General features: G+C 73.1%; 16 protein-coding genes and 6 tRNA genes. 9 read left to right on the top strand and 13 right to left on the bottom strand.

Translation table 11 applies throughout. The annotated features are described in order from the left end of the window. Positions 1-12: 12 nt before the first annotated feature. Positions 13-84 (bottom strand) — tRNA-Val (locus AB0F82_RS11780). Positions 85-130: 46 nt separating this feature from the next. Further along, entirely contained in the window at positions 131-613 is a 483-nt protein-coding gene (locus AB0F82_RS11775; RefSeq protein WP_362625989.1) for a TIGR02611 family protein, read from the bottom strand. Positions 614-789: 176 nt separating this feature from the next. On the opposite strand from AB0F82_RS11775, the gene AB0F82_RS11770 reads away from it, so the two are divergent. Next, positions 790-1,203, top strand: coding sequence for an SsgA family sporulation/cell division regulator (locus AB0F82_RS11770; protein ID WP_030011909.1), 414 nt, complete (start codon positions 790-792; stop codon positions 1,201-1,203). Positions 1,204-1,399: 196 nt separating this feature from the next. Then, positions 1,400-2,020, top strand: a complete 621-nt coding sequence (locus AB0F82_RS11765; protein ID WP_356814565.1) for a CGNR zinc finger domain-containing protein — start codon at positions 1,400-1,402, stop codon at positions 2,018-2,020. A 393-nt stretch (positions 2,021-2,413) separates the two neighbouring features. Here AB0F82_RS11765 and AB0F82_RS11760 read toward each other — a convergent pair whose 3' ends face one another. Next, a complete protein-coding gene (locus AB0F82_RS11760; protein ID WP_362625985.1) occupies positions 2,414-2,833 on the bottom strand; it encodes a hypothetical protein in 420 nt (139 codons plus the stop codon). Positions 2,834-3,012: 179 nt separating this feature from the next. Here AB0F82_RS11760 and AB0F82_RS11755 point away from each other — a divergent pair, with 179 nt between their 5' ends. Continuing rightward, positions 3,013-3,507, top strand: coding sequence for a DsbA family protein (locus AB0F82_RS11755; RefSeq protein WP_362625982.1), 495 nt, complete (start codon positions 3,013-3,015; stop codon positions 3,505-3,507). A gap of 81 nt (positions 3,508-3,588) precedes the next feature. Here the strand turns inward: AB0F82_RS11755 and AB0F82_RS11750 are convergent, their stop codons facing one another. The 3 genes from AB0F82_RS11750 to AB0F82_RS11740 form a co-directional block, all read right to left on the bottom strand. After that, positions 3,589-4,431: a GNAT family N-acetyltransferase gene (locus AB0F82_RS11750; RefSeq protein WP_362625979.1), complete on the bottom strand. Its 843-nt coding sequence runs from the start codon at positions 4,429-4,431 to the stop codon at positions 3,589-3,591. Between the two features lie 73 nt (positions 4,432-4,504). Beyond that, on the bottom strand, positions 4,505-5,338 hold the full coding sequence (locus AB0F82_RS11745; protein ID WP_356814561.1) for an aminotransferase class IV: 834 nt from the start codon (positions 5,336-5,338) through the stop codon (positions 4,505-4,507). Then, positions 5,335-6,417, bottom strand: coding sequence for a chorismate-binding protein (locus AB0F82_RS11740; protein WP_362625975.1), 1,083 nt, complete (start codon positions 6,415-6,417; stop codon positions 5,335-5,337). Before AB0F82_RS11740 ends, AB0F82_RS11745 begins: the two co-directional genes overlap by 4 nt. A gap of 180 nt (positions 6,418-6,597) precedes the next feature. Between AB0F82_RS11740 and AB0F82_RS11735 the strand changes: the two genes are divergently transcribed. From AB0F82_RS11735 to AB0F82_RS11715, 5 genes are all read left to right on the top strand, one after another. Beyond that, positions 6,598-6,670 (top strand) — tRNA-Gly (locus AB0F82_RS11735). Between the two features lie 39 nt (positions 6,671-6,709). After that, positions 6,710-6,783: transfer RNA gene (locus AB0F82_RS11730), tRNA-Cys, on the top strand. A 1-nt stretch (position 6,784) separates the two neighbouring features. Continuing rightward, positions 6,785-6,856, top strand: a tRNA-Val gene (locus AB0F82_RS11725). Positions 6,857-6,875: 19 nt separating this feature from the next. Continuing rightward, positions 6,876-6,947 (top strand) — tRNA-Val (locus AB0F82_RS11720). A 40-nt stretch (positions 6,948-6,987) separates the two neighbouring features. After that, positions 6,988-7,062 (top strand) — tRNA-Val (locus AB0F82_RS11715). 203 nt (positions 7,063-7,265) lie between these two features. On the opposite strand, the gene AB0F82_RS11710 is transcribed toward AB0F82_RS11715, so the two are convergent. Continuing rightward, positions 7,266-7,451, bottom strand: a complete 186-nt coding sequence (locus tag AB0F82_RS11710) for a hypothetical protein (protein ID WP_030032802.1) — start codon at positions 7,449-7,451, stop codon at positions 7,266-7,268. 550 nt (positions 7,452-8,001) lie between these two features. On the opposite strand from AB0F82_RS11710, the gene AB0F82_RS11705 reads away from it, so the two are divergent. After that, a complete protein-coding gene (locus AB0F82_RS11705; protein WP_436842075.1) occupies positions 8,002-9,189 on the top strand; it encodes a serine/threonine-protein kinase in 1,188 nt (395 codons plus the stop codon). Between the two features lie 13 nt (positions 9,190-9,202). On the opposite strand, the gene AB0F82_RS11700 is transcribed toward AB0F82_RS11705, so the two are convergent. From AB0F82_RS11700 to AB0F82_RS11675, 6 genes are all read right to left on the bottom strand, one after another. Beyond that, positions 9,203-10,012 (bottom strand): TrmH family RNA methyltransferase, encoded by an 810-nt coding sequence (locus AB0F82_RS11700; RefSeq protein ID WP_356814559.1) that lies wholly within the window; start codon positions 10,010-10,012, stop codon positions 9,203-9,205. A gap of 42 nt (positions 10,013-10,054) precedes the next feature. Further along, positions 10,055-11,290: a uroporphyrinogen-III C-methyltransferase gene (gene cobA / locus AB0F82_RS11695; RefSeq protein WP_356814558.1), complete on the bottom strand. Its 1,236-nt coding sequence runs from the start codon at positions 11,288-11,290 to the stop codon at positions 10,055-10,057. A 441-nt stretch (positions 11,291-11,731) separates the two neighbouring features. Beyond that, positions 11,732-14,941 carry a nicotinate-nucleotide--dimethylbenzimidazole phosphoribosyltransferase gene (cobT, locus tag AB0F82_RS11690; protein ID WP_362625970.1) on the bottom strand — a complete coding sequence of 1,070 codons (3,210 nt, stop codon included), beginning with the start codon at positions 14,939-14,941 and terminating at the stop codon, positions 11,732-11,734. Between the two features lie 274 nt (positions 14,942-15,215). After that, entirely contained in the window at positions 15,216-16,424 is a 1,209-nt protein-coding gene (cbiE, locus tag AB0F82_RS11685; RefSeq protein WP_362625967.1) for a precorrin-6y C5,15-methyltransferase (decarboxylating) subunit CbiE, read from the bottom strand. 70 nt (positions 16,425-16,494) lie between these two features. After that, the gene (locus tag AB0F82_RS11680) at positions 16,495-17,229 is read right to left on the bottom strand and encodes a GNAT family N-acetyltransferase (protein ID WP_362625964.1); all 735 of its coding nucleotides are present in this window, start codon (positions 17,227-17,229) and stop codon (positions 16,495-16,497) included. Between the two features lie 259 nt (positions 17,230-17,488). Next, complete coding sequence (locus AB0F82_RS11675; protein WP_356814554.1) at positions 17,489-18,352, bottom strand: MetQ/NlpA family ABC transporter substrate-binding protein; 864 nt, start codon at positions 18,350-18,352, stop codon at positions 17,489-17,491. Between the last annotated feature and the right edge of the window lie 58 nt (positions 18,353-18,410).

Raw genomic sequence — 18,410 nt, 5'->3', positions numbered from 1 at the left:
CTCTGGTCCGGGTGGGCGATACTGGGTTCGAACCAGTGACCCCTTCGGTGTGAACGAAGTGCTCTCCCACTGAGCTAATCGCCCGGACGCACCGCAAACATTACCCCATGTCAGCGGTGCTCTTTGACCGTCACTGGTCCTTGAGGTCCCAGGGCAGGACGAGCCCGTACTTCCACAGGTAGAAGCCGATCAGGGCGCCCGCGATGACGAGGCCCGCGGTGGTCAGGATGATGTTGCGGCGGCGCACCTTCGGGTCGAGCGCCTTCTGGGCGGCCTCGGTGACCTTGCGCTTGGTCCAGCGCAGCACGAGGTGTGCCCAGGCGAACTCGGTGGCCCAGATCGCCAGGCCCGCGAAGATCGCGACCCAGCCGGGGCCGGGCAGGACGAGCATGGCGACGCCGGCGGCGATCACCGCGAGTCCGACGACGAAGACTCCGACCTGCCAGCTGAGGTGCAGGCTCTTGCGGGCCTTGATGAAGGCGGGCGCCTTCGAGACGTGCGGCTTTTCCTCCGCCGCCTCCTTGCCGTTCTCGCCGGCGGCCTGTGCGGTGGCTTCCGTGGCGGCGTCACCGGTAGCGGACTCGTTCGTTCCGCGGTCACTCCCCGTATTCATAGGTCGAATCTACCCGAGCGGGAAGCACACGGGAACGGCGGTTTGGATCCGCCGTCCGAGGGACCCAGAGGTCCGCAAAACGGTCAGAGGGGTTTACAACGACACCGTAGGTGGCATGTCGATTTCGCCGACGTGCGAATCCCCGAGCGCACACTGAGCGAAAGGCCCTGGCGCTTATGAACACCACGGTCAGCTGCGAGCTGCACCTGCGCCTCGTTGTGTCGAGCGAGTCCTCACTGCCTGTTCCCGCGGGCCTGCGGTATGACACGGCCGACCCCTACGCCGTGCACGCCACCTTCCACACCGGCGCCGAGGAGACGGTCGAATGGGTGTTCGCCCGCGACCTCCTCGCGGAGGGCCTCCACCGGCCCACCGGTACCGGCGACGTCCGCGTCTGGCCCTCCCGCAGTCACGGTCAGGGCGTCGTCTGCATCGCCCTGAGCTCACCGGAGGGAGAAGCGCTTCTCGAAGCACCCGCCCGAGCCCTGGAGTCGTTCCTCAAGCGGACGGACGCCGCGGTTCCACCCGGGACCGAGCACCGGCACTTCGACCTCGACAAGGAGCTCTCCCACATCCTGGCCGAAAGCTGAGCCAGGCTCTCAGCCGCTCGGCACCGTCCGACTCGGGGCGACGGTGCGGAGCGGACAACCACATACGCCTGCGCCCGGCGCTGTTCCCGCGGAAGCCACCCGCGAGGACGGCGCCTGTGTGCTGTGCGGGGACCGGCTATTGTCGGGCGGCATCGGCGGCGCCCGTCGCCGCAGGCCCGGCCCCCAGGGAGACACCGTGCAGATCCCACACGACACCCGTCGCGCGCTCGACGTCGTCGTCGCGCTGGTGAACACCGCGGCCGAATCTGACCAGCCCGACGGGCTCTCGGACATCGGCGCGCTGCGCGACTTCGTCCAGGAGTACTCGATCAGCGACGTCGGTGAGCTCGGCGCCCGCGATCTGGCCGGTGTGCGGACCGTGCGCTCGAAGTTCGCCCAGGTCTTCGCGGCGCCGACCGCCCGCGCCGCGTCCGTGCTGATCAACGAGCTGGTGGCAACCGCGGGCACCACCCCGCAGCTGACCGACCACGACGGCTACGACTGGCACGTGCACTACTTCGCGCCGGGCGCGTCGGTGGGCGACCACCTGGCGGCCGACGGCGGCATGGCACTGGCCTTCATCGTGGTCTCCGGGGAACAGGAGCGGCTGCGCCGCTGCGAGGCCCCCGACTGCCGGCGCGCCTTCGTGGACCTCTCGCGGAACCGGTCCCGGCGCTACTGCGACAGCCGGACCTGCGGGAACCGGCTGCACGTGGCGGCGTACCGGGCCCGCCGCAAGGAGGCCGACGCGGGACCGTCAGAGCAGGAAGAGATCGTGCACGGCGGCGAGCAGCAACAGGATTCCGATCACCGCTAGGAAGATCATCAGGGGTGGCTGGGAAAGCGCGAACAGACAGCCCCTCGGCTCGTCGGCGACAGGGTCGGGTACCGCGACGGGCACCGCGGGGTCACTCTGCGATGTCTCGAACATGTCGGGGCGATGATGGCGCAGCGCGCCGCCCCGCACCCCTCAACACGCCAACACTCGCGCGGCAGTTCGCTCGATCTCGTGGACGCACCGCCCTCTCCGCCCCCGTTTCACCCCCCGGCGTGCATTCCGCGCCGACACCGCGCGCCGAGGCCGCGCCCGCAACCTGCACCGCGTGCCCCTGGCGTGCGCCCCCGCTTCCGCCCGAGGACTCGACCACTGTCACTCGGTGACAGAGACCCGAGAGCGTGGGATCCGTGCGGGCGCGCCTCGGCGGGCGGGTCAGATGCCGTGCTTCTTGAGGATGGCCTCGATGTCGGAGAAGTCGTCCGCGGGGGCCCGGGTCGGGCCGGCGCTGCCCAGGGAGGGCTTGGAGGCGGCCGGGGCGACGGCCTCCGGGGAGGGGCCGGTCTTCGCCTTCTTCACGGGCTCGCCGGCACCGCCAGGGCGGCGCCGCTCCACGGCCCGGGTGGTGGCGAGGATCAGCCAGGCCAGGCCCAGCAGCCCGAATCCGAGCCAGACGGTCGGGTTGAAGACGATGCCGGTCAGCCACTCCACGACACCCGTCATCACGAGGCCGACCGGCACCAGCGCGTACGCCGTGATCCGCGCGGCGGCCAGGAACCGCCTGCGGTAGGCGGTCACAGCGGCGATGCCCAGGCCCGCCGCGGACACCGCGGAGCAAATGGTCTCGGCAAGCATGCGGTCCTCCGGACTCTCGGTGGCGGGGCGATCTGTCCCCGTCCGTCCATCGTGCACCGCCCGCCGCCGTACGGGCCAGGCGCTGGGCCGCTTCCGTACGGATCTCCGGGGGATCTCGGGGTCGGGGTCCTCCGCAGGTGCCGGTCGGTGGGGCGGGCGGGGGCTGGGAGACTGTTCGCATGACCGATTCCGTGATCCTCGACGTCTGGTGCGAACTGCAGTGCCCGGACTGCCACCGCGCCCTGGACGACGTCCGCGCCCTGCGGGCCCGCTACGGCGACCGGCTGGACATCCGGCTGCGCCACTTCCCCCTGGAGAAGCACAAGCACGCGTTCGCCGCCGCGCAGGCGGCCGAGGAGGCCGCCGAGCAGGGGCAGGGCTGGCCCTACGCGGAGGCCCTGCTGGCCCGTACGGCGGAGCTGGCCGAGAAGGGCGAGCCCGTGCTGCTGGACGTGGCCCGCGGTCTGGGTCTGGACGTCGAGGAGTTCGACACCGCCCTGATCGACGGACGGCACATCCTGATCGTCGACGCCGACCAGGCCGAGGGCAAGGCGATCGGCGTGACCGGCACCCCGACGTACGTGATCGACGGCGAGCGTATCGACGGCGGCAAGAGCCAGGAGGGCCTGCGCGCCCGCATCGAGGAGATCGTCGACCGTCTGACCGCGTCCTAGATCGCGTCGTCAAAGTCCCGCCTGGCCGGCGGGGCGCCCGCCCCGCCCTTCGGCCGGCCGACGCCGCTTCGGCGACACTCCCTAGATCAGCTCCTTGGAAGCGTTCACCGCGATGTCCCGGTAGCCGAGCGACTCGTAGAGCCGCCGGGCCGGGGTGTTGCCCTCGACCACGTGCAGGCCCAGCCGGCAGCCTCCGGCGGCCAGGACGGTCCGCTCGGCGAGGAGCATGAGGGTCCGCCCGTGGCCCTGCCCGCGGTGCTCGGGGGCGACCTTGACGTCGTACACGTACGGGACGGCGCCGAGGCCGGGCAGTTCGCACTCCCCGATCCACACCGTGCCCAGGGTCTCCCCCGCCGGGGTCTCCAGCAGGAGGAAGTCCGCTCCGGGGGTGTCCGGGCCGTCGGGCAGCATCCTGGCGTGTTCGGCTCGGGAGGCGGCCACACCCTGCTCGTCGGTCATGCCCGGGGCCACGAGCCGGCGGCCGTACTCCACGATGCCCGGTTCGAGCCAGGCGTCGAACTCGGCCCGGGTCATCGGCCGGCCGACGCTGCCCGCCGGGAGGCCCGGCGGCTGCGCCGGCAGTTCCTTGACCATGATCCGGCCGGTCTCCCGGTAGCCCAGGGCCGCGGCCATCCGCAGCGCCGGTTCGGCGTCGGCGGGCACCGACACCGCGATCCCGGTGCAGCGCCAGGAGCGCAGCACCTCCTCGGCGGCGAGCGCGGCGACCGTGCCGCGGCCGCGCCGGCGGTCGCCCTCCTCGATCCGCAGCCCCCGGATCACGCCGATGGAGGGCTGGGCGGCGGACCGGGTGGCCAGTTCGAGCGTGCCGACCCGACGGCTGTTGACCCGGACCTCGTAGGTCTGCCGCCGGGTGCCGTCACTGTTTCGCTGGAGCGGCTGCGCGGGCCGCAGGGTGGTGGTCATCACTTGGAGTTCTACCTGCCCCGCGGCTCCACGTCACTGGTGTGCGCGGACCGGTGTTCACGGATCGGGGGGCTCACGGGTCGAGGTCCGCGCCGGCCTTCACCTCGAAGATCCGCATGACCTCGGCCGTGACGGGTCCGGGACCGGTTCCCGTTCCGGTTCCGAGTTTGCGGCCGTCGAGGCGGACGACCGCCTGGGCGTCGCGCAGCGAGGAGGTCACGAAGACCTCCTCGGCCTCCGCGAGCACCTCGAAGGGCAGGTCGGTCTCCTTGGCGCCGGCCCAGTCGACGATGAGGGCCCGGGTGATGCCGGCGAGGCAGCCGGATTGCAGGGGCGGGGTGTGCAGTTCCCCGTCGAGCACGACGAACACGTTGGAGCCCGTGCCTTCACAGAGCCGCCCGACGGTGTTGGCCAGCAGCGCCTCGGAGGCCCCTGCCCGGTACGCGGCGGCGAGCGCGACCACGTTCTCGGCGTACGAGGTGGTCTTCAGGCCGGCCACGGCGGAGCGCTCGTTGCGGACCCAGGGAACCGTGACGACGGAGGTGGTGTCCGGGCGGCGGGGGGACGCGGCGACGGCGGCGATCAGGGTGGGCGCGGCGTCGCCGCGGTCGGAGCCGAGCGGGGCGACGCCGCCGGTGTAGGTGAGGCGCAGCCGCCCGTGCTCGACCGGTTCGGCCTCCAGGACGGCGGCGCAGGCGCGGCGCACCTCGTCGAGGTCGGGGTCGGGGAGGCCGAGGCCGCGGGCCGAGCGGGTCAGCCGTTCCAGGTGGCGGGTGAGCGCGAAGGGCCGGCCGCGAACGGCCTTGAGCGTCTCGAAGACGCCGTCGCCCACGGTGAGCCCGTGGTCCAGGACGGACACCGTCGCGCTGTCGACGTCCCTCAGGGCTCCGTCGAGCCAGATTCTCATGGTGCTGTCCTTCCGGTGGTGCCGTTCGCCCCCTGGGTCGCGCTGGTCTCCCGGCCCGCCGCGACCCGCAGCAGGCGGGCGGCCTTGAGCTCGGTCTCGGCCCACTCGCGGTCGGGGTCGGACCCCCAGGTGATGCCGGCCCCGGTGCCGAAGAGCAGGCGGGGACCGCCGGGGGCCGCCCGGTCGATCCAGAAGGTACGGATGCCGACGGCGAGCTCGCCGGCGCCGCGGTCGGCGTCGACCCAGCCGATGCCTCCGCAGTAGGGGCCGCGCGGGGCGGTCTCCAGGGCCTCGATGATCCGCAGGGCGGAGGACTTGGGCGCGCCCGTGACGGATCCGGGCGGGAAGGTCGCGTCGAGGAGTTCGGGCCAGCCGGTGCCGTCGGCCAGTTCGCCGCTCACGGTGGAGACGAGGTGTACGAGGCCGGGGTGCTCCTCGACGGCGCACAGCTCGGGAACGGATACGGAGCCCGTGGCGCAGACCCGGCCGAGGTCGTTGCGTACGAGGTCCACGATCATCACGTTCTCGGCGTGGTCCTTGGGCAGGAGGTCGGCGACGGTGCGGCCGGTGCCCTTGATGGGTCCGGACTCGACCCGCCGGCCGTTGCGGCGCAGGAAGAGCTCGGGCGAGGCGGTGGCGATCTCCACGCCGTGAGCGGCGAGGCGAATCGTTCCTGCAAAGGGTGCGGGGTTGCCGCGGGCGAGGAGCGCGGTGAGGGCGTCGACGTCGGCGCGGTCCGGGTCGGGCAGCGGCGCCGACAGCACCCGGCAGAGGTTCGCCTGGTAGACCTCGCCGGCCGCGATGTGCTCGCGGATGCGGCGTACTCCGGCGAGGTACGCGGCGCGATCGAGCGAGGAGGTCCACCGGTCGGCGTCGGGACCGCTCCAGGCACCGGGCGCGGGATCGGGGACGGGGTCGGGTCGCACGTCCCCGAAACGCGCGCAGACGAGGCGCCCTTCGAAGTCGGCGGCCACCGCCCAGAAGCCGGTGGAGTCGAGGGCGGCGGGGTCACTGGTGACATCCCGCAGGTCGGTCGCGAGGAGGCCGCCGAAGCGGGCCATGGGGGGCAGGTCGTGCACGGCTGCGAGTCTATGACCGGCGACGCGACCGCGCCGGTGCGGTGACGGCCGGGTGACCTGTGGTGATCGAGCGGCAGCACGCTGCGGAAACGCGTTTTTGAGCTGGACGGGGAATCCGCTAGAGTTCAACACGTCGCCAGGGAGCGAAGGGGGAACACCCCGGAGCGAACAAGGTGACCTGCGGACGTAGCTCAGTTGGTAGAGCACCACCTTGCCAAGGTGGATGTCGCGAGTTCGAGTCTCGTCGTCCGCTCGAAGTGGGGGATCTTCCCGAGAACCCCTGCAGCTCCATGGTGGAGTGGCCGAGAGGCGAGGCAACGGCCTGCAAAGCCGTCTACACGGGTTCAAATCCCGTCTCCACCTCCAAGGACGATTAGCTCAGCGGGAGAGCGCTTCCCTGACACGGAAGAGGTCACTGGTTCAATCCCAGTATCGTCCACTGGTCCGCAAGGATCCCCGCGCGATTAGCTCAGCGGGAGAGCGCTTCCCTGACACGGAAGAGGTCACTGGTTCAATCCCAGTATCGCGCACGCAGTACACGTACCACCTGCGGTTTCGCACCGCGGTCCCGCGCGATTAGCTCAGCGGGAGAGCGCTTCCCTGACACGGAAGAGGTCACTGGTTCAATCCCAGTATCGCGCACCACCGGAGAGCCCCGGCCGTTTCGACGGCCGGGGCTCTCGCGTTCCTCCACACGGGTGTGCGGGCGTCAAAAAGGGTGCTGCCCGTACGACTCCCCAGTCGTACGGGCAGCACCCTTCACCTGCCGTCCGTCGCGCCCCCGTCCCCACGGGGTACGACAGGCCGATGTCCCGGCCCGGGCCGCTCTCCCGGGCCCGGGGCGCCGCTCAGCGCCCCGGCATCATGCCCACGGACGACGCCTGTGCCGCCAGCTGATCGAATCCTCCGAAGAGGAAGAGCAGCAGCGCGGCCAGGGGGAGCACCATGGCCGCGGCCACCAGTGGGTGGCGGGTGCCGGACTCATGGCTGTTGAACGCGAATGCCTTGCGTCCCTGCCGTGCGATGCCCGCCATGGCCCTCTCCCTGTCGTCTGGCAGCGGCGGGCTCTTGACCTCGGGGGACGAGTGCATCACCCGCCGCTTGACTTCAACACTAGGCGGGCGGGCGGCCGCCGGCCTCATGCCCTCGTACCCATTGCCGGGCCTCCAGGAGGATGACGGCGGCCCCGCCGTGTACACCCCTGGGTGGAGAGCGTCCCCCTTGCGTCGGGGTCTTCCCCGAGGGGATGACCGGAGGGTAGTGACTTCCCTCACTTCCGTCACTCCCTGTTCATGCGTGTCCGTCGACCGGGCATCCGCAAGATCGACTCGGGTCGCGGCGGCTCCGGCGCGCGCTCCGGTGCGCGCCGGCCTGCCGTGGTGCGCCAATCCCCTTGCCTGAAGGGCCGTTTGAGCCCCCCGTCGGCCACGGCCGGACCGGGTCCGCGGATCCCTGAGACTCCCTCAAGTGTGCTGTGCCGCACTGACGATCGAATCTCCCGACGAGGGCGCGGCCTCTGAGCACGCATGGCGGATGGTCCGTAAGCTGTGCCACGTCAACAGGACGACCGTCAGCGGGGTGGACATGGCGATGATGCGGCTCCGGCGCGAGGACCCGCGTGTCGTCGGCTCGTTCAGACTGCACCGGCGGCTCGGGGCCGGCGGCATGGGCGTGGTCTACCTGGGTTCGGACCGGCGCGGGCAGCGGGTCGCCCTCAAGGTCATCCGGCCGGACCTCGCCGAGGACCAGGAGTTCCGCTCGCGGTTCGCCCGCGAGGTGTCCGCGGCCCGGCGGATCCGGGGCGGGTGCACGGCACGCCTGGTCGCCGCGGACCTGGAGGCCGAGCGGCCGTGGTTCGCCACGCAGTACGTGCCCGGGCCCTCGCTGCACGACAGGGTCGCCGAGGAGGGCCCCCTGACGGCCGCGCAGATCGCCGCCGTCGGCGCCGCGCTCTCCGAGGGGCTGGTCGCCGTCCACGAGGCGGGGGTCGTCCACCGGGACCTGAAGCCCTCGAACATCCTCCTGTCCCCCAAGGGCCCGCGGATCATCGACTTCGGCATCGCCTGGGCGACCGGGGCGAGCACCCTCACCCATGTGGGTACGGCCGTCGGCTCCCCCGGGTTTCTCGCACCCGAGCAGGTTCGGGGCGCCGCCGTCACCCCGGCCACCGACGTCTTCGCGCTCGGCGCCACCCTCGCCTACGCGGCGACCGCCGACTCGCCCTTCGGGCACGGCAGTTCCGAGGTCATGCTGTACCGCGTGGTGCACGAGGAACCGCACCTGCAGGGCGTCCCGGACGCACTGGCGCCCCTGGTACGGGCCTGCCTGGCCAAGGACCCCGAGGAGCGGCCCAGCACGCTCCAGTTGTCGATGCGGCTCAAAGAGATCGCGGCCCGCGAGGCTCAGGGGCTGTCGGACGGCCGCCCGCCCGCGCAGCGGGCGAGGACGGAACGGCTGCCCGAGGGCGCCCCGGACCACTCGGAGCAGCGTGCGGAGCGTCGTACGGGCGGCAGCGCGCCCAGGGCGGCCCAGGGCGGCGCACCCGGCGGCCCGCACTCGCGGCCCTCCTCCTCGCGCAACTCGCGCAGTCCCGGCGGCCCGTCCTCCCGGCCGACCGCGGGACGCACGGGCGGCCGCCCGGCGCCGAGGACGACGGGCACGGGACGGCGCCCCTCGCGGCCGGACCCGAAGCTGATGCGCCAGCGCCTGATCGTGTTCATCGTGGTCACGCTGGTCGTGGCGCTGGGCATCGCGGCCGCCCAGAAGCTGTAGCGCCAGGGGGCGGCTACCGGCCCTGGGCCACCGCGTAGAAGGCGACCGCCGCGGCGGCGCCCACGTTCAGCGAGTCCACACCGTGGGCCATGGGGATGCGCACCCACTCGTCGGCAGCGACCAGCGCCCGCGTCGACAGGCCGTCGCCCTCGGCACCGAGCATCAGGGCGACCCGCTCCAGGGACTGCGGAGCGGCCACCTCGATCGGCGTCGCCTTCTCGTGGGGGGTCAGCGCCAGCAGTTTGAAGCCGGCCTCGCGCACCGAGTCCAGGCTCTTGGGCCAGGCCTCCAGGCGGGCGTAGGGCACGGAGAACACCGCGCCCATGGAGACCTTCACCGAGCGCCGGTATAGCGGGTCGGCGCAGTCGGGCGACAGGAGCACCGCGTCCATGCCGAGGGCGGCGGCGCTGCGGAAGATGGCCCCGATGTTGGTGTGGTCGTTGACCGCTTCCATGACGACCACGCGGCGGGTCGTGGCCAGGAGTTCCTCGGCCGTGGGCAGCGGCTTGCGCTGCATGGAGGCGAGGGCCCCCCGGTGCACGTGGTAACCGGTGACGCGTTCGGCAAGGTCGGGGCTGACGGCGTAGACCGGTGCCGGGAGCTCGTCGATGACGTCGCGCATGACGTCGACCCACTTGGCGGAGAGCAGCATCGAGCGCATCTCGTACCCGGCGTCCTTGGCCCGTCTGATGACCTTCTCGCCCTCGGCGATGAAGAGGCCTTCCGCGGGCTCTCGCCTGCGCCGGAGTTCGACGTCGGTCAGGCCCGTGTAGTCGCGCAGGCGCGGGTCGTCGGGGTCGGTGATGGTGATGAGATCAGCCACAGGGTGATACTGCCTTGTCCTGGGTGCGGTGCCAACGGCCTGTCAGGCGCTGGTGGGGGGAAGGTCCGGGGCTCCGACACGGACGACCTCGCCGATGACGATGACGGCGGGCGGGCGGACCTCCTCGGCGCGGACCGTCTCGCCGACCGTGGCGAGGGTGGCGTCCACCCGGCGCTGGGCGGCGGTGGTGCCCTCCTGGACGACGGCGACGGGGGTGTCGGCGGAGCGGCCGTGCCGGACGAGCGCCTCGGCGATCAGGCCGATCTTGTCGACGCCCATGAGGACCACCAGGGTGCCGGTGAGCTTGGCGAGGGAGGCCCAGTCCACGAGGGACCGCGGGTCGTCGGGGCCGACGTGGCCGCTGACCACGGTGAACTCGTGGGCCACGCCCCGGTGGGTGACCGGAATGCCGACGGCCGCGGGCACCGAGATGGAGCTGGAGATGCCGGGCACGACGGTGCAGGGGATCCCCTCCTCGGCGAGGGCCAGCAGCTCCTCCATCCCCCGTCCGAAGACGTACGGGTCGCCGCCCTTGAGCCGGACCACGGCCTTGCCGGCCTTGGCGTGCTCGATCAGCGCGTTGTTGATGGCCTCCTGGGCCATGAACCGGCCGTACGGGATCTTCGCGGCGTCGATGACCTCGACGTGCGGGGGGAGTTCGTCGAGCAGGTCGCGGGGGCCGAGCCGGTCGGCGATGACCACGTCGGCCTCGGCGAGGAGGCGGCGGCCGCGCACGGTGATCAGGTCGGGGTCGCCGGGGCCGCCACCGACGAGGGCGACGCCCGGGGTGGACTTGTGGCGGTGGCCGGGGGCGGCGAGGCTGCCGTCGCGCAGGCCCTCGATCACCGCGTCCCGCACGGCGGCGGAACGGCGCGGGTCGTTGCCCGTCAGCACGGCGACGGTGACACCTTCGATGCGGCCGGTGGCCGGGGTCCAGGCGGTGGCCGCCGAGGCGTCGTCGGCGCGGACGCACCAGACGCGCTCGCGCTCGGCCTCGGCGGATGCCTGCTCGTTGACGTCGCGGTGCTGCGTGGCGATGAGGGCGTACCAGGCACCGGCGAGGTCGCCGTCCTGGTAGCGGCGGCGCTCCCAGCGGATTTCGCCGGTCTCGGCCATGGCGTCCACGGAGGGCGTGGCGGAGGGCGAGACGAGCAGGACGTCGGCGCCGGCCGCGATGAGCGCCGGGAGGCGGCGCTGGGCGACCTGGCCACCGCCGATGACGACGACGCGGCGGCCGGCGAGGCGGAGTCCTACGGGGTAGGCGGGGGTGTCGGCCATGGCGGTGCGGCTCCTGAAGGCGGCGGTTCTGTGCGTGCCGCTGCGGCGTTGGAGCGGCGGTGTACTGACGTGCGGTGATCCGGTGCGGGTCCACCATACGGCGCGGGCCGTCCCGTAGCGCGGACGGGGGCTGCGCCCGGCCTCCCGGGGCTCCGCCCCGGACCCCGCGCCTCAGACGCCGGCGGGGCTGGATCTGCGCCGGTCCGGCTCAAGGATCGGGGCTCCTCCCGGACCCGGGTGTCCCGGCCCGGAGGGCGGGGTTCGAGGCGGCTTCGCGGTGGGGCGGTGCCCCTCCGGCAGGTCTCCTCGGCTCGCGGACCCTGAGCCGGACCGGACCGGCGCTCGGCGATGGGTTCGCTCGGCCTGCGGGGACCTCTTGCGGGGGTGCGAGGCGGAGCACCGCTCCTTGAACGGCGCCCGCCCGCAGGGCCCGGGCCGGGCCTACTTCTCCGTGACGCCCGCCGAGTCGAACGTGGCGACCTCGTGCATCGCGCGGGCCGCGCTCTGGACCAGCGGGAGGGCCAGCAGGGCTCCGGTGCCCTCGCCGAGGCGGAGGTCCAGGTCGACCAGGGGGCGCAGACCCAGCTTGTTCAGGGCCGCCACGTGTCCCGGCTCGGCGCTGCGGTGGCCGGCGATGCAGGCCGACAGCGACTCGGGCGCGATGGCACGGGCCACCAGCGCGGCGGCCCCGGCGCTGACGCCGTCCAGGATCACCGGCGTGCGCAGGGACGCGCCACCCAGGAGGAGGCCCACGATCGCCGCGTGCTCCAGGCCGCCGATCGCGGCGAGGACGCCGATCGGGTCCGCCGGGTCGGGCTGGTGGAGCTCCAGGGCACGGCGTACGACGTCGACCTTGCGGGCGTGCGTCTCGTCGTTGATGCCGGTGCCGCGGCCGGTGACCTCCGCCGGGTCGACTCCCGTGAAGACCGAGATCAGGGCTGCGGAGACCGTGGTGTTCGCGATGCCCATCTCGCCCGTGAGGAGCGCCTTGTTGCCCGCCGCGACCAGGTCGCGGGCCGTCTCGATGCCGACCTCGATCGCCGCGATCGCTTCCTCGCGGGTCATCGCCGGGCCGGTGGACAGGTCGGCCGTGCCCGGGCGTACCTTGCGGGGCAGGAGGCCCGGGGTGGCGGGCAGGTCGCCCGCGACGCCGACGTCGATGACGCAGACCTCGGCGCCCACCTGGTTGGCGAAGGCGTTGCAGACCGCGCCGCCGCCCAGGAAGTTGGCGACCATCTGCGTGGTGACCTCCTGCGGCCACGGGGTGACGCCCTGGGCGTGCACGCCGTGGTCGCCCGCGAAGATCGCGACGGCGGCCGGCTCGGGGATCGGCGGCGGGCAGACCCGGGACAGGCCCGCCAGCTGGGCCGAGATGATCTCCAGCATGCCCAGCGCGCCGGCCGGCTTGGTCATGCGCTTCTGGCGCTCCCAGGCCTCGCCGAGCGCCTTCGCGTCGAGCGGGCGGATGCCGGCGACCGTCTCGGAGAGGAGGTCGTGCGGTTCCTCACCGGGCAGCGCGCGGCGGCCGTAGGTCTCCTCGTGGACCACCCAGGAGAGGGGGCGGCGCTGCGACCAGCCGGCCTGGGCCAGCTCGGGCTCCTCCGGGAACTCGTCGACGTAGCCGACGCACAGGTACGCGACGACCTCCAGGTGCTCCGGCAGGCCGAGCTCGCGGACCATCTCGCGCTCGTCGAAGAAGCTCACCCAGCCGACGCCGAGGCCTTCGGCGCGCGCGGCGAGCCACAGGTTCTCGACGGCGAGGGCCGAGGAGTACGGGGCCATCTGCGGCTGGGTGTGCCGGCCGAGGGTGTGGCGGCCGCCGCGGGTGGGGTCGGCGGTGACGACGATGTTCACCGGGGTGTCGAGGATGGCCTCGATCTTGAGTTCCTTGAACTGCTTCGCCCGGCCCTTGGGCAGCGATTTCGCGTAGGCCTCGCGCTGGCGCTGGGCGAGCTCGTGCATCGTCCGACGGGTCTCGGCGGAGCGGATGACGACGAAGTCCCAGGGCTGGGAGTGGCCGACGCTGGGCGCGGTGTGGGCCGCCTCCAGGACGCGGAGCAACACCTCGTGCGGGATCGGGTCGGTGCGGAAGCCCTTGCGGATGTCGCGGCGCTCGCGCATCACGCGCAGGACTGCCTCACGCTCGGCGTCGGCGTAGCCGGGGGCCGGCTCGCCGGCGGCGGCGGGCTCCGCCTCGACGACCGCCTCGGCGGCCTCGGATTCGGCTTCGGATTCGGCCTCGGGGCCGGGCTGGGGCGCGGGCTCCGCCTCGGGCTGTGCCTCAAGCTGTGCCTCGGGCTCGACGGCCTCAACCTGCCCGACCGGCTCCTCGGGGGCGGCCGCCACGGGCTGCGGCTCGACCGGGACGGCAGCGGCTACGGCCGCCACCGGCTCCGCAGGGGCGACCGCCACGGGCTCCGGCTGGACGGGCTCGGGCTGAACCGGCTCGGGCTGAACCGGCTCGGGCGCGACAGGCGCCACCGGCTGCTCTTCGGGGGCGGCCGCCACGGGCTGCGGCTCGACGGCCACCGGCTCGGCCGGGACGGGGGCTGCCTCGACCGGCGCCGACTGGACCGCCTCGGCGGCGACGGCCCCGACCGGTTCGGCGGCCTCGACCGGCTCCACGGGAGCGACCGGAGCGACGGCCACGGGTACGACGGCCGGTGCCTCGGCAGCGACCGGCTCGGGGCCCTCCGCCACGGGGAGCGCCTCGGCCGGTACGGCCTCGGGCTGCGTCTGGGCGTGAGCCACCGTTTCTGCGGGCACCGGCTCCGGCTCCACGGCGGCCTGGACGGGCTCGGCAACCTGGACGGGCTCGGGGGCGGCCACCGGCTCGGGGGCCTGTGCCGCCTCTGCCGACGGCGGCTCCGGCGCGGCAACCGGCTCCGGCGCGGGCACCGGCTCCGGCGTCCACGGCGTGCCGGCCTGCGGCGGGACCTCGCCGAGCTGCGGGGCAGCGGGGTCCTGGGCGGCCTCCGCACGCGGGACGTCCAGGTACTCGGGCCCGATGGTCGGGGGGCCGGCCTGGTGGAGCGGGGTCGTGGGCGCCGCGGGGGCGAGGGGGGCGGCCGGCGCGGGCGTGGCGGGCGTCGCGGCCGGGCCGCGGTCCGCGAGGGAGCGTACGACTCCGCCGGTGGCATCGGGCACGGGCGGCCCCATGTGCAGCGGGCGCCGGACGGGGGACGCGGGGGCGGCGGGGGCGGCGGGCGGCGGCACGAGCCCGCCGAGGTCGAGCGCTCCGGAGTCCCGGCCGCCCGTCTCGTGGGCGCCCGCGCTGTAGGAGCCCTCGGGGAAGGCGGGCTGGGGGAACTCGGTGTACGCGGCGGGTTCCGGGTACGCCGCCGGGGCGCCCGCGTACGCGGTCCCCGCGCCGTAGGAGGCGTCGGCGTACATCTGCTGCTCGGCGTGCTGGGGCTGCACGGGGAAGGCGGGGGCCTGCGGAACGACCTGCGGGTCGCTCCAGGAGCCCTGGGCACTCGGCATCAGCAGGAGTTCCTCGTCCTCCGGCTCGGCCGGATTGTCCATGAGGTCCTGGAAGGCATAACCGGGCATGGGTGCGGGGATCTGGACCGGGGCGGGGATGCCCTGCTGATCCACCATGCCCGTGTTGTCCGGGAGACCCTCGCCCGGGACCTGGCCGGTGTCAGTCATGCTTACCCCTCGCCCATCGTGTTGCCTCTTCGATCACCCGGTCGCCCACGAGGCCTCCGAGCGGAGTTGCCGTGCGGTGTCGCGGGTGCGACGAGTCCGTCTCACGTGCGCCTGCGCGACAACCAGTAAGCATTGTCGCGCCCGTTGGCGATCGTGGCGGCCATAACCACCACGGTCCTCTGTGGACTGCGCCACGTCGCGCGTCCAGGCCGTGTCGTGATGCCCGGAACGTCCGCGCGGTACGACGATCGGCCAGCCTACCCCGGCCCTGGTCTCAGCGGGCGACAGGGCGCTGAGCTGCCAGGAGGAACACCACGGAACGGTCCTGTTCGGCCCACGTGCGGGGGTCCAGGCCGACGGCCTGGAGGAGGGCGCACTCGACGTCGTAACCGTGTTCGGTGAGTACGCGGCCGATGGCTTCCGCCTCGTCGCGGGTGGAGGCGTGGCTGACGATCCGTTCGGGGCGGCGGTCGGCGACGGCCGCGACGACCTCGGCGCCGCCGCCGCCGACGCGGACGACGTCGGGTTCGGGCAGGCTCTCCAGGACGTGCGGGGCGCGCCCGGCGACGAACTGCAGTTGCACTCCTCGCTTGCGCGCGGCGGCGGTTACCTGCTCGCGGGCCCCGGGGGCGGCGTCCACGGCGATCACGGCCGCGCCGAGGGCGGCCGCGTCCACGGCCACGCCACCGGATCCGGTGCCGATGTCCCAGACGAGGTCGCCGGTACGCGGGCCGAGCCGGGCGAGTTGGGCCGCGTGCAGCAGTGCCGACTCCCCCTCGCCCTCCCCCGCCCCGGTCTGCGGGCGGGCCCAGCCGCGGTCGGCGCCGTGGGCGGCGCTCTGGCCGAGCAGCCAGCCGGGGTCGGCGGCCGGGGCCTGGCCCGCGCCGCCGATGACGATGACGACGTTCGGGTCGCGCCAGCTGTGGTCGGCGGCCTTGTCGGAGGTGAGGACGCTCACCTGCTCGCGGTCCGTGCCGAGTTCCTCGCAGACGACGAAGGTGCGGTGGACTCCGTCGAGGAGCAGGGCGAGTTCGGCGGGGCCGGCGCCGGGCGAGGTGAGGACCGCGACCTTGGGGTGGGCGCGGCAGACGTTGACGGCGCGCCGCAGGGTACGGGGGTGGGCGACGACCACCTGGGCGTCGTCCCAGGGCATGCCGGCGCGGGCGAAGGCGGCCGCGACGGAGGAGACGGCGGGGACGACCTCGACCTCCAGGCCGTGCTCCGGAGCGCGCAGGGTGCGTACGACGCCGAAGAAGCCGGGGTCGCCGTCGGCGAAGACCACCGCGGTGCCGCGGTGGCCGGCGATGCGGCGGGCGGCCAGGCCCAGGCTGCCGAGGCGGATGCGCTCGGCGGCGGGCGGGACTTCGGGGAGTGCGAGGTGGTGGGCGGCTCCGGCCACGAGGGTGGCGGCGGAGAGCGCGGACCGGGCGGCCGAGGTCAGGGGCGAACCGTCCCAGCCGATCACCGTGACCCGGTCGGCCATCGTCGTCTGTCTCCTGATGTGGGGGGGCGGGAGGGAGGGGCGGGCACGGTGAGACTACCCGGTCATCGGTTCATTTCCGGTCGGCGCCGACGGGGTGGCCGTGCGCGTCGGACCGCTGCCCGGCGACCGCTCCGCCCGGCCGTCCGCCGTGGCCGCCGTGGCCGCCGTGGGTGTCGTGGCTCTCGTAGCTCCCGTAGCCGTCGTACCCGTCGTAGTCGTCGCCTTCGTCCAGGTCCTCGGGCAGGAGGCTCCAGACGATCAGGTCGGTACGGGTGTCGGCCCAGCCGCCGTCGGCGGTCTGCGTGCGCACCGTCCACGCGTTGCGCAGGACGCCCTCGCTGATGCAGCCGATCTTCTGGGCGACCTGCTGGGAGGCGGTGTTGTCGGCGGCGGTGCGCAGTTCCAGGCGCTCGAACGCCTGCTCACGGAAGAGCCATTGGGCGACGGCGAGGACGGACTCGCTGGCGTAGCCCTCGCCGCGGGCCCATGGCGCGGTGACGTAGCCGACCTCGGTGGCGCGGGTGCGCCAGTTGGTGTTGCGGAGGTGGACGATGCCGACGAGGCGCTGGGTGAGGAACTCGGTGACGGCGAAGACGATGCCGCGGCCCTCGGCGCGTTCGGTGTGGGAGTCCCGGGTGGCCCAGGCATACGCGTCGGCCTGGGTGTAGGGGTGCGGCGCGGAGGTCCAGGCGGTGATGTGCTCGTCGTTCATCATCTCGGCGAGCGCGGTGACGTCCTCCTCCTCGAACGGGCGCAGCACCAGCCGGTCCGTGCTGATGGTGACGTCCGGGAAGGTGGTAGTCATGCGCAGCTCCATGCCTGAGAACGTGGTGCGACCGTGTTGCGAGGCGACCGTGTGGTGCGGGGCCGTTGGTGCGGGACCTGATCCACGGGTCGTAGGCCACAGCATGCAGCATCGAACGGGGGATGTGCAGGGCCGGGTTGCCCGGGAGCGGGCAGGACTCGGCGCCGGGGGCGGGCAGGACTCGGCCCCGCACGCCGACAGGGGCGTGCGGGGCCGAGATGCATGACCGTCCGGGCCCGACAGGGGTCGGGCGGCGGGGTCAGGAGGCGGGGGTGCCGAAGGCCGGGACGACCGAGCCCTGGTACTTCTCCTCGATGAACTTCTTGACGTCGTCGGAGTTCAGGAGCTTGGCGAGCTTCTGGACCCGCGGGTCGTTCTGGTTGCCGTCCTTGACCGCGAGGAAGTTGGCGTAGGGGTTGCCCTCGGCCTTCTCCAGGACGAGCGCGTCCTTGGCGGGCGACAGGTCGGCCTCGATGGCGTAGTTGCCGTTGATCACCGCGGCGTCCACGTCGCCCAGGGCGCGCGGGACGGTGGCGGCCTCCAGCTCCTTGAACTCCAGGCCCTTCTTGTCGGTGATGTCGGACAGCTTCGCGCTGGTGCCGACGCCCTCCTTCAGGGTGATCAGGTTGTTCGCGGCCAGCAGCTGGAGCGCGCGGCCCTCGTTGGTGGTGTCGTTGGGGACGGCGATGGTCTGGCCGGCCTTGATGTCGGAGAGTGCCTTGACCTTCTTGGAGTAGAGGCCGAGGGGCTCCAGGTGCACGTTCACGACGGGAACGACGTGGGTGTTGTTCTTCTTGTTGAAGTCGTCGAGGTACGGCTTGTGCTGGAAGTAGTTGCCGTCGACCTGGCCCTGCTCGGTGGCGGTGTTGGGCAGGACGTAGTCCGTGAACTCCTTGACCTCCAGCTTGAGGCCTTCCTTGGCCGCGAGCTTGTCCCTGACGAAGTTCAGGACGTCGGCGTGGGGGCTCGGGGAGGCCGCTATGACGAGCGGCTTGCTCTCGTCGGCCTTGCCGCCGTCGGCCTTGGCGGAGGACGGGTCCGAGGAGCTGCCGCAGGCGGTGAGGCCGAGGGTCAGCGCGGTGGCGGTGGCGGCGAGGGCGGTGAGCTTGATGTTCTTACGCACGAAGAGTGCCTTTCTTGCTGAACAAGTACCGAGGACTTGCTGGTGGTGGCCCAAGCAC

The organism is Streptomyces virginiae (genome assembly GCF_040638905.1).
Taxonomy (GTDB): Bacteria; Actinomycetota; Actinomycetes; order Streptomycetales; family Streptomycetaceae; genus Streptomyces; species Streptomyces virginiae_B.
This window is presented reverse-complemented; position numbering and strand designations above follow the sequence as displayed.

Coding starts and splice junctions, on each gene's coding strand:
- AB0F82_RS11745 (WP_356814561.1), bottom strand. CDS start 5,338: ATGAGAATCTGGCTCGACGGAGCCCTGAGGGACGTCGACAGCGCGACG.
- cobT (WP_362625970.1), bottom strand. CDS start 14,941: ATGACTGACACCGGCCAGGTCCCGGGCGAGGGTCTCCCGGACAACACG.
- AB0F82_RS11770 (WP_030011909.1), top strand. CDS start 790: ATGAACACCACGGTCAGCTGCGAGCTGCACCTGCGCCTCGTTGTGTCG.
- AB0F82_RS11775 (WP_362625989.1), bottom strand. CDS start 613: ATGAATACGGGGAGTGACCGCGGAACGAACGAGTCCGCTACCGGTGAC.
- cbiE (WP_362625967.1), bottom strand. CDS start 16,424: ATGGCCGACCGGGTCACGGTGATCGGCTGGGACGGTTCGCCCCTGACC.
- AB0F82_RS11750 (WP_362625979.1), bottom strand. CDS start 4,431: ATGACCACCACCCTGCGGCCCGCGCAGCCGCTCCAGCGAAACAGTGAC.
- AB0F82_RS11680 (WP_362625964.1), bottom strand. CDS start 17,229: ATGACTACCACCTTCCCGGACGTCACCATCAGCACGGACCGGCTGGTG.
- cobA (WP_356814558.1), bottom strand. CDS start 11,290: ATGGCCGACACCCCCGCCTACCCCGTAGGACTCCGCCTCGCCGGCCGC.
- AB0F82_RS11710 (WP_030032802.1), bottom strand. CDS start 7,451: ATGGCGGGCATCGCACGGCAGGGACGCAAGGCATTCGCGTTCAACAGC.
- AB0F82_RS11760 (WP_362625985.1), bottom strand. CDS start 2,833: ATGCTTGCCGAGACCATTTGCTCCGCGGTGTCCGCGGCGGGCCTGGGC.
- AB0F82_RS11755 (WP_362625982.1), top strand. CDS start 3,013: ATGACCGATTCCGTGATCCTCGACGTCTGGTGCGAACTGCAGTGCCCG.
- AB0F82_RS11705 (WP_436842075.1), top strand. CDS start 8,002: ATGGCGATGATGCGGCTCCGGCGCGAGGACCCGCGTGTCGTCGGCTCG.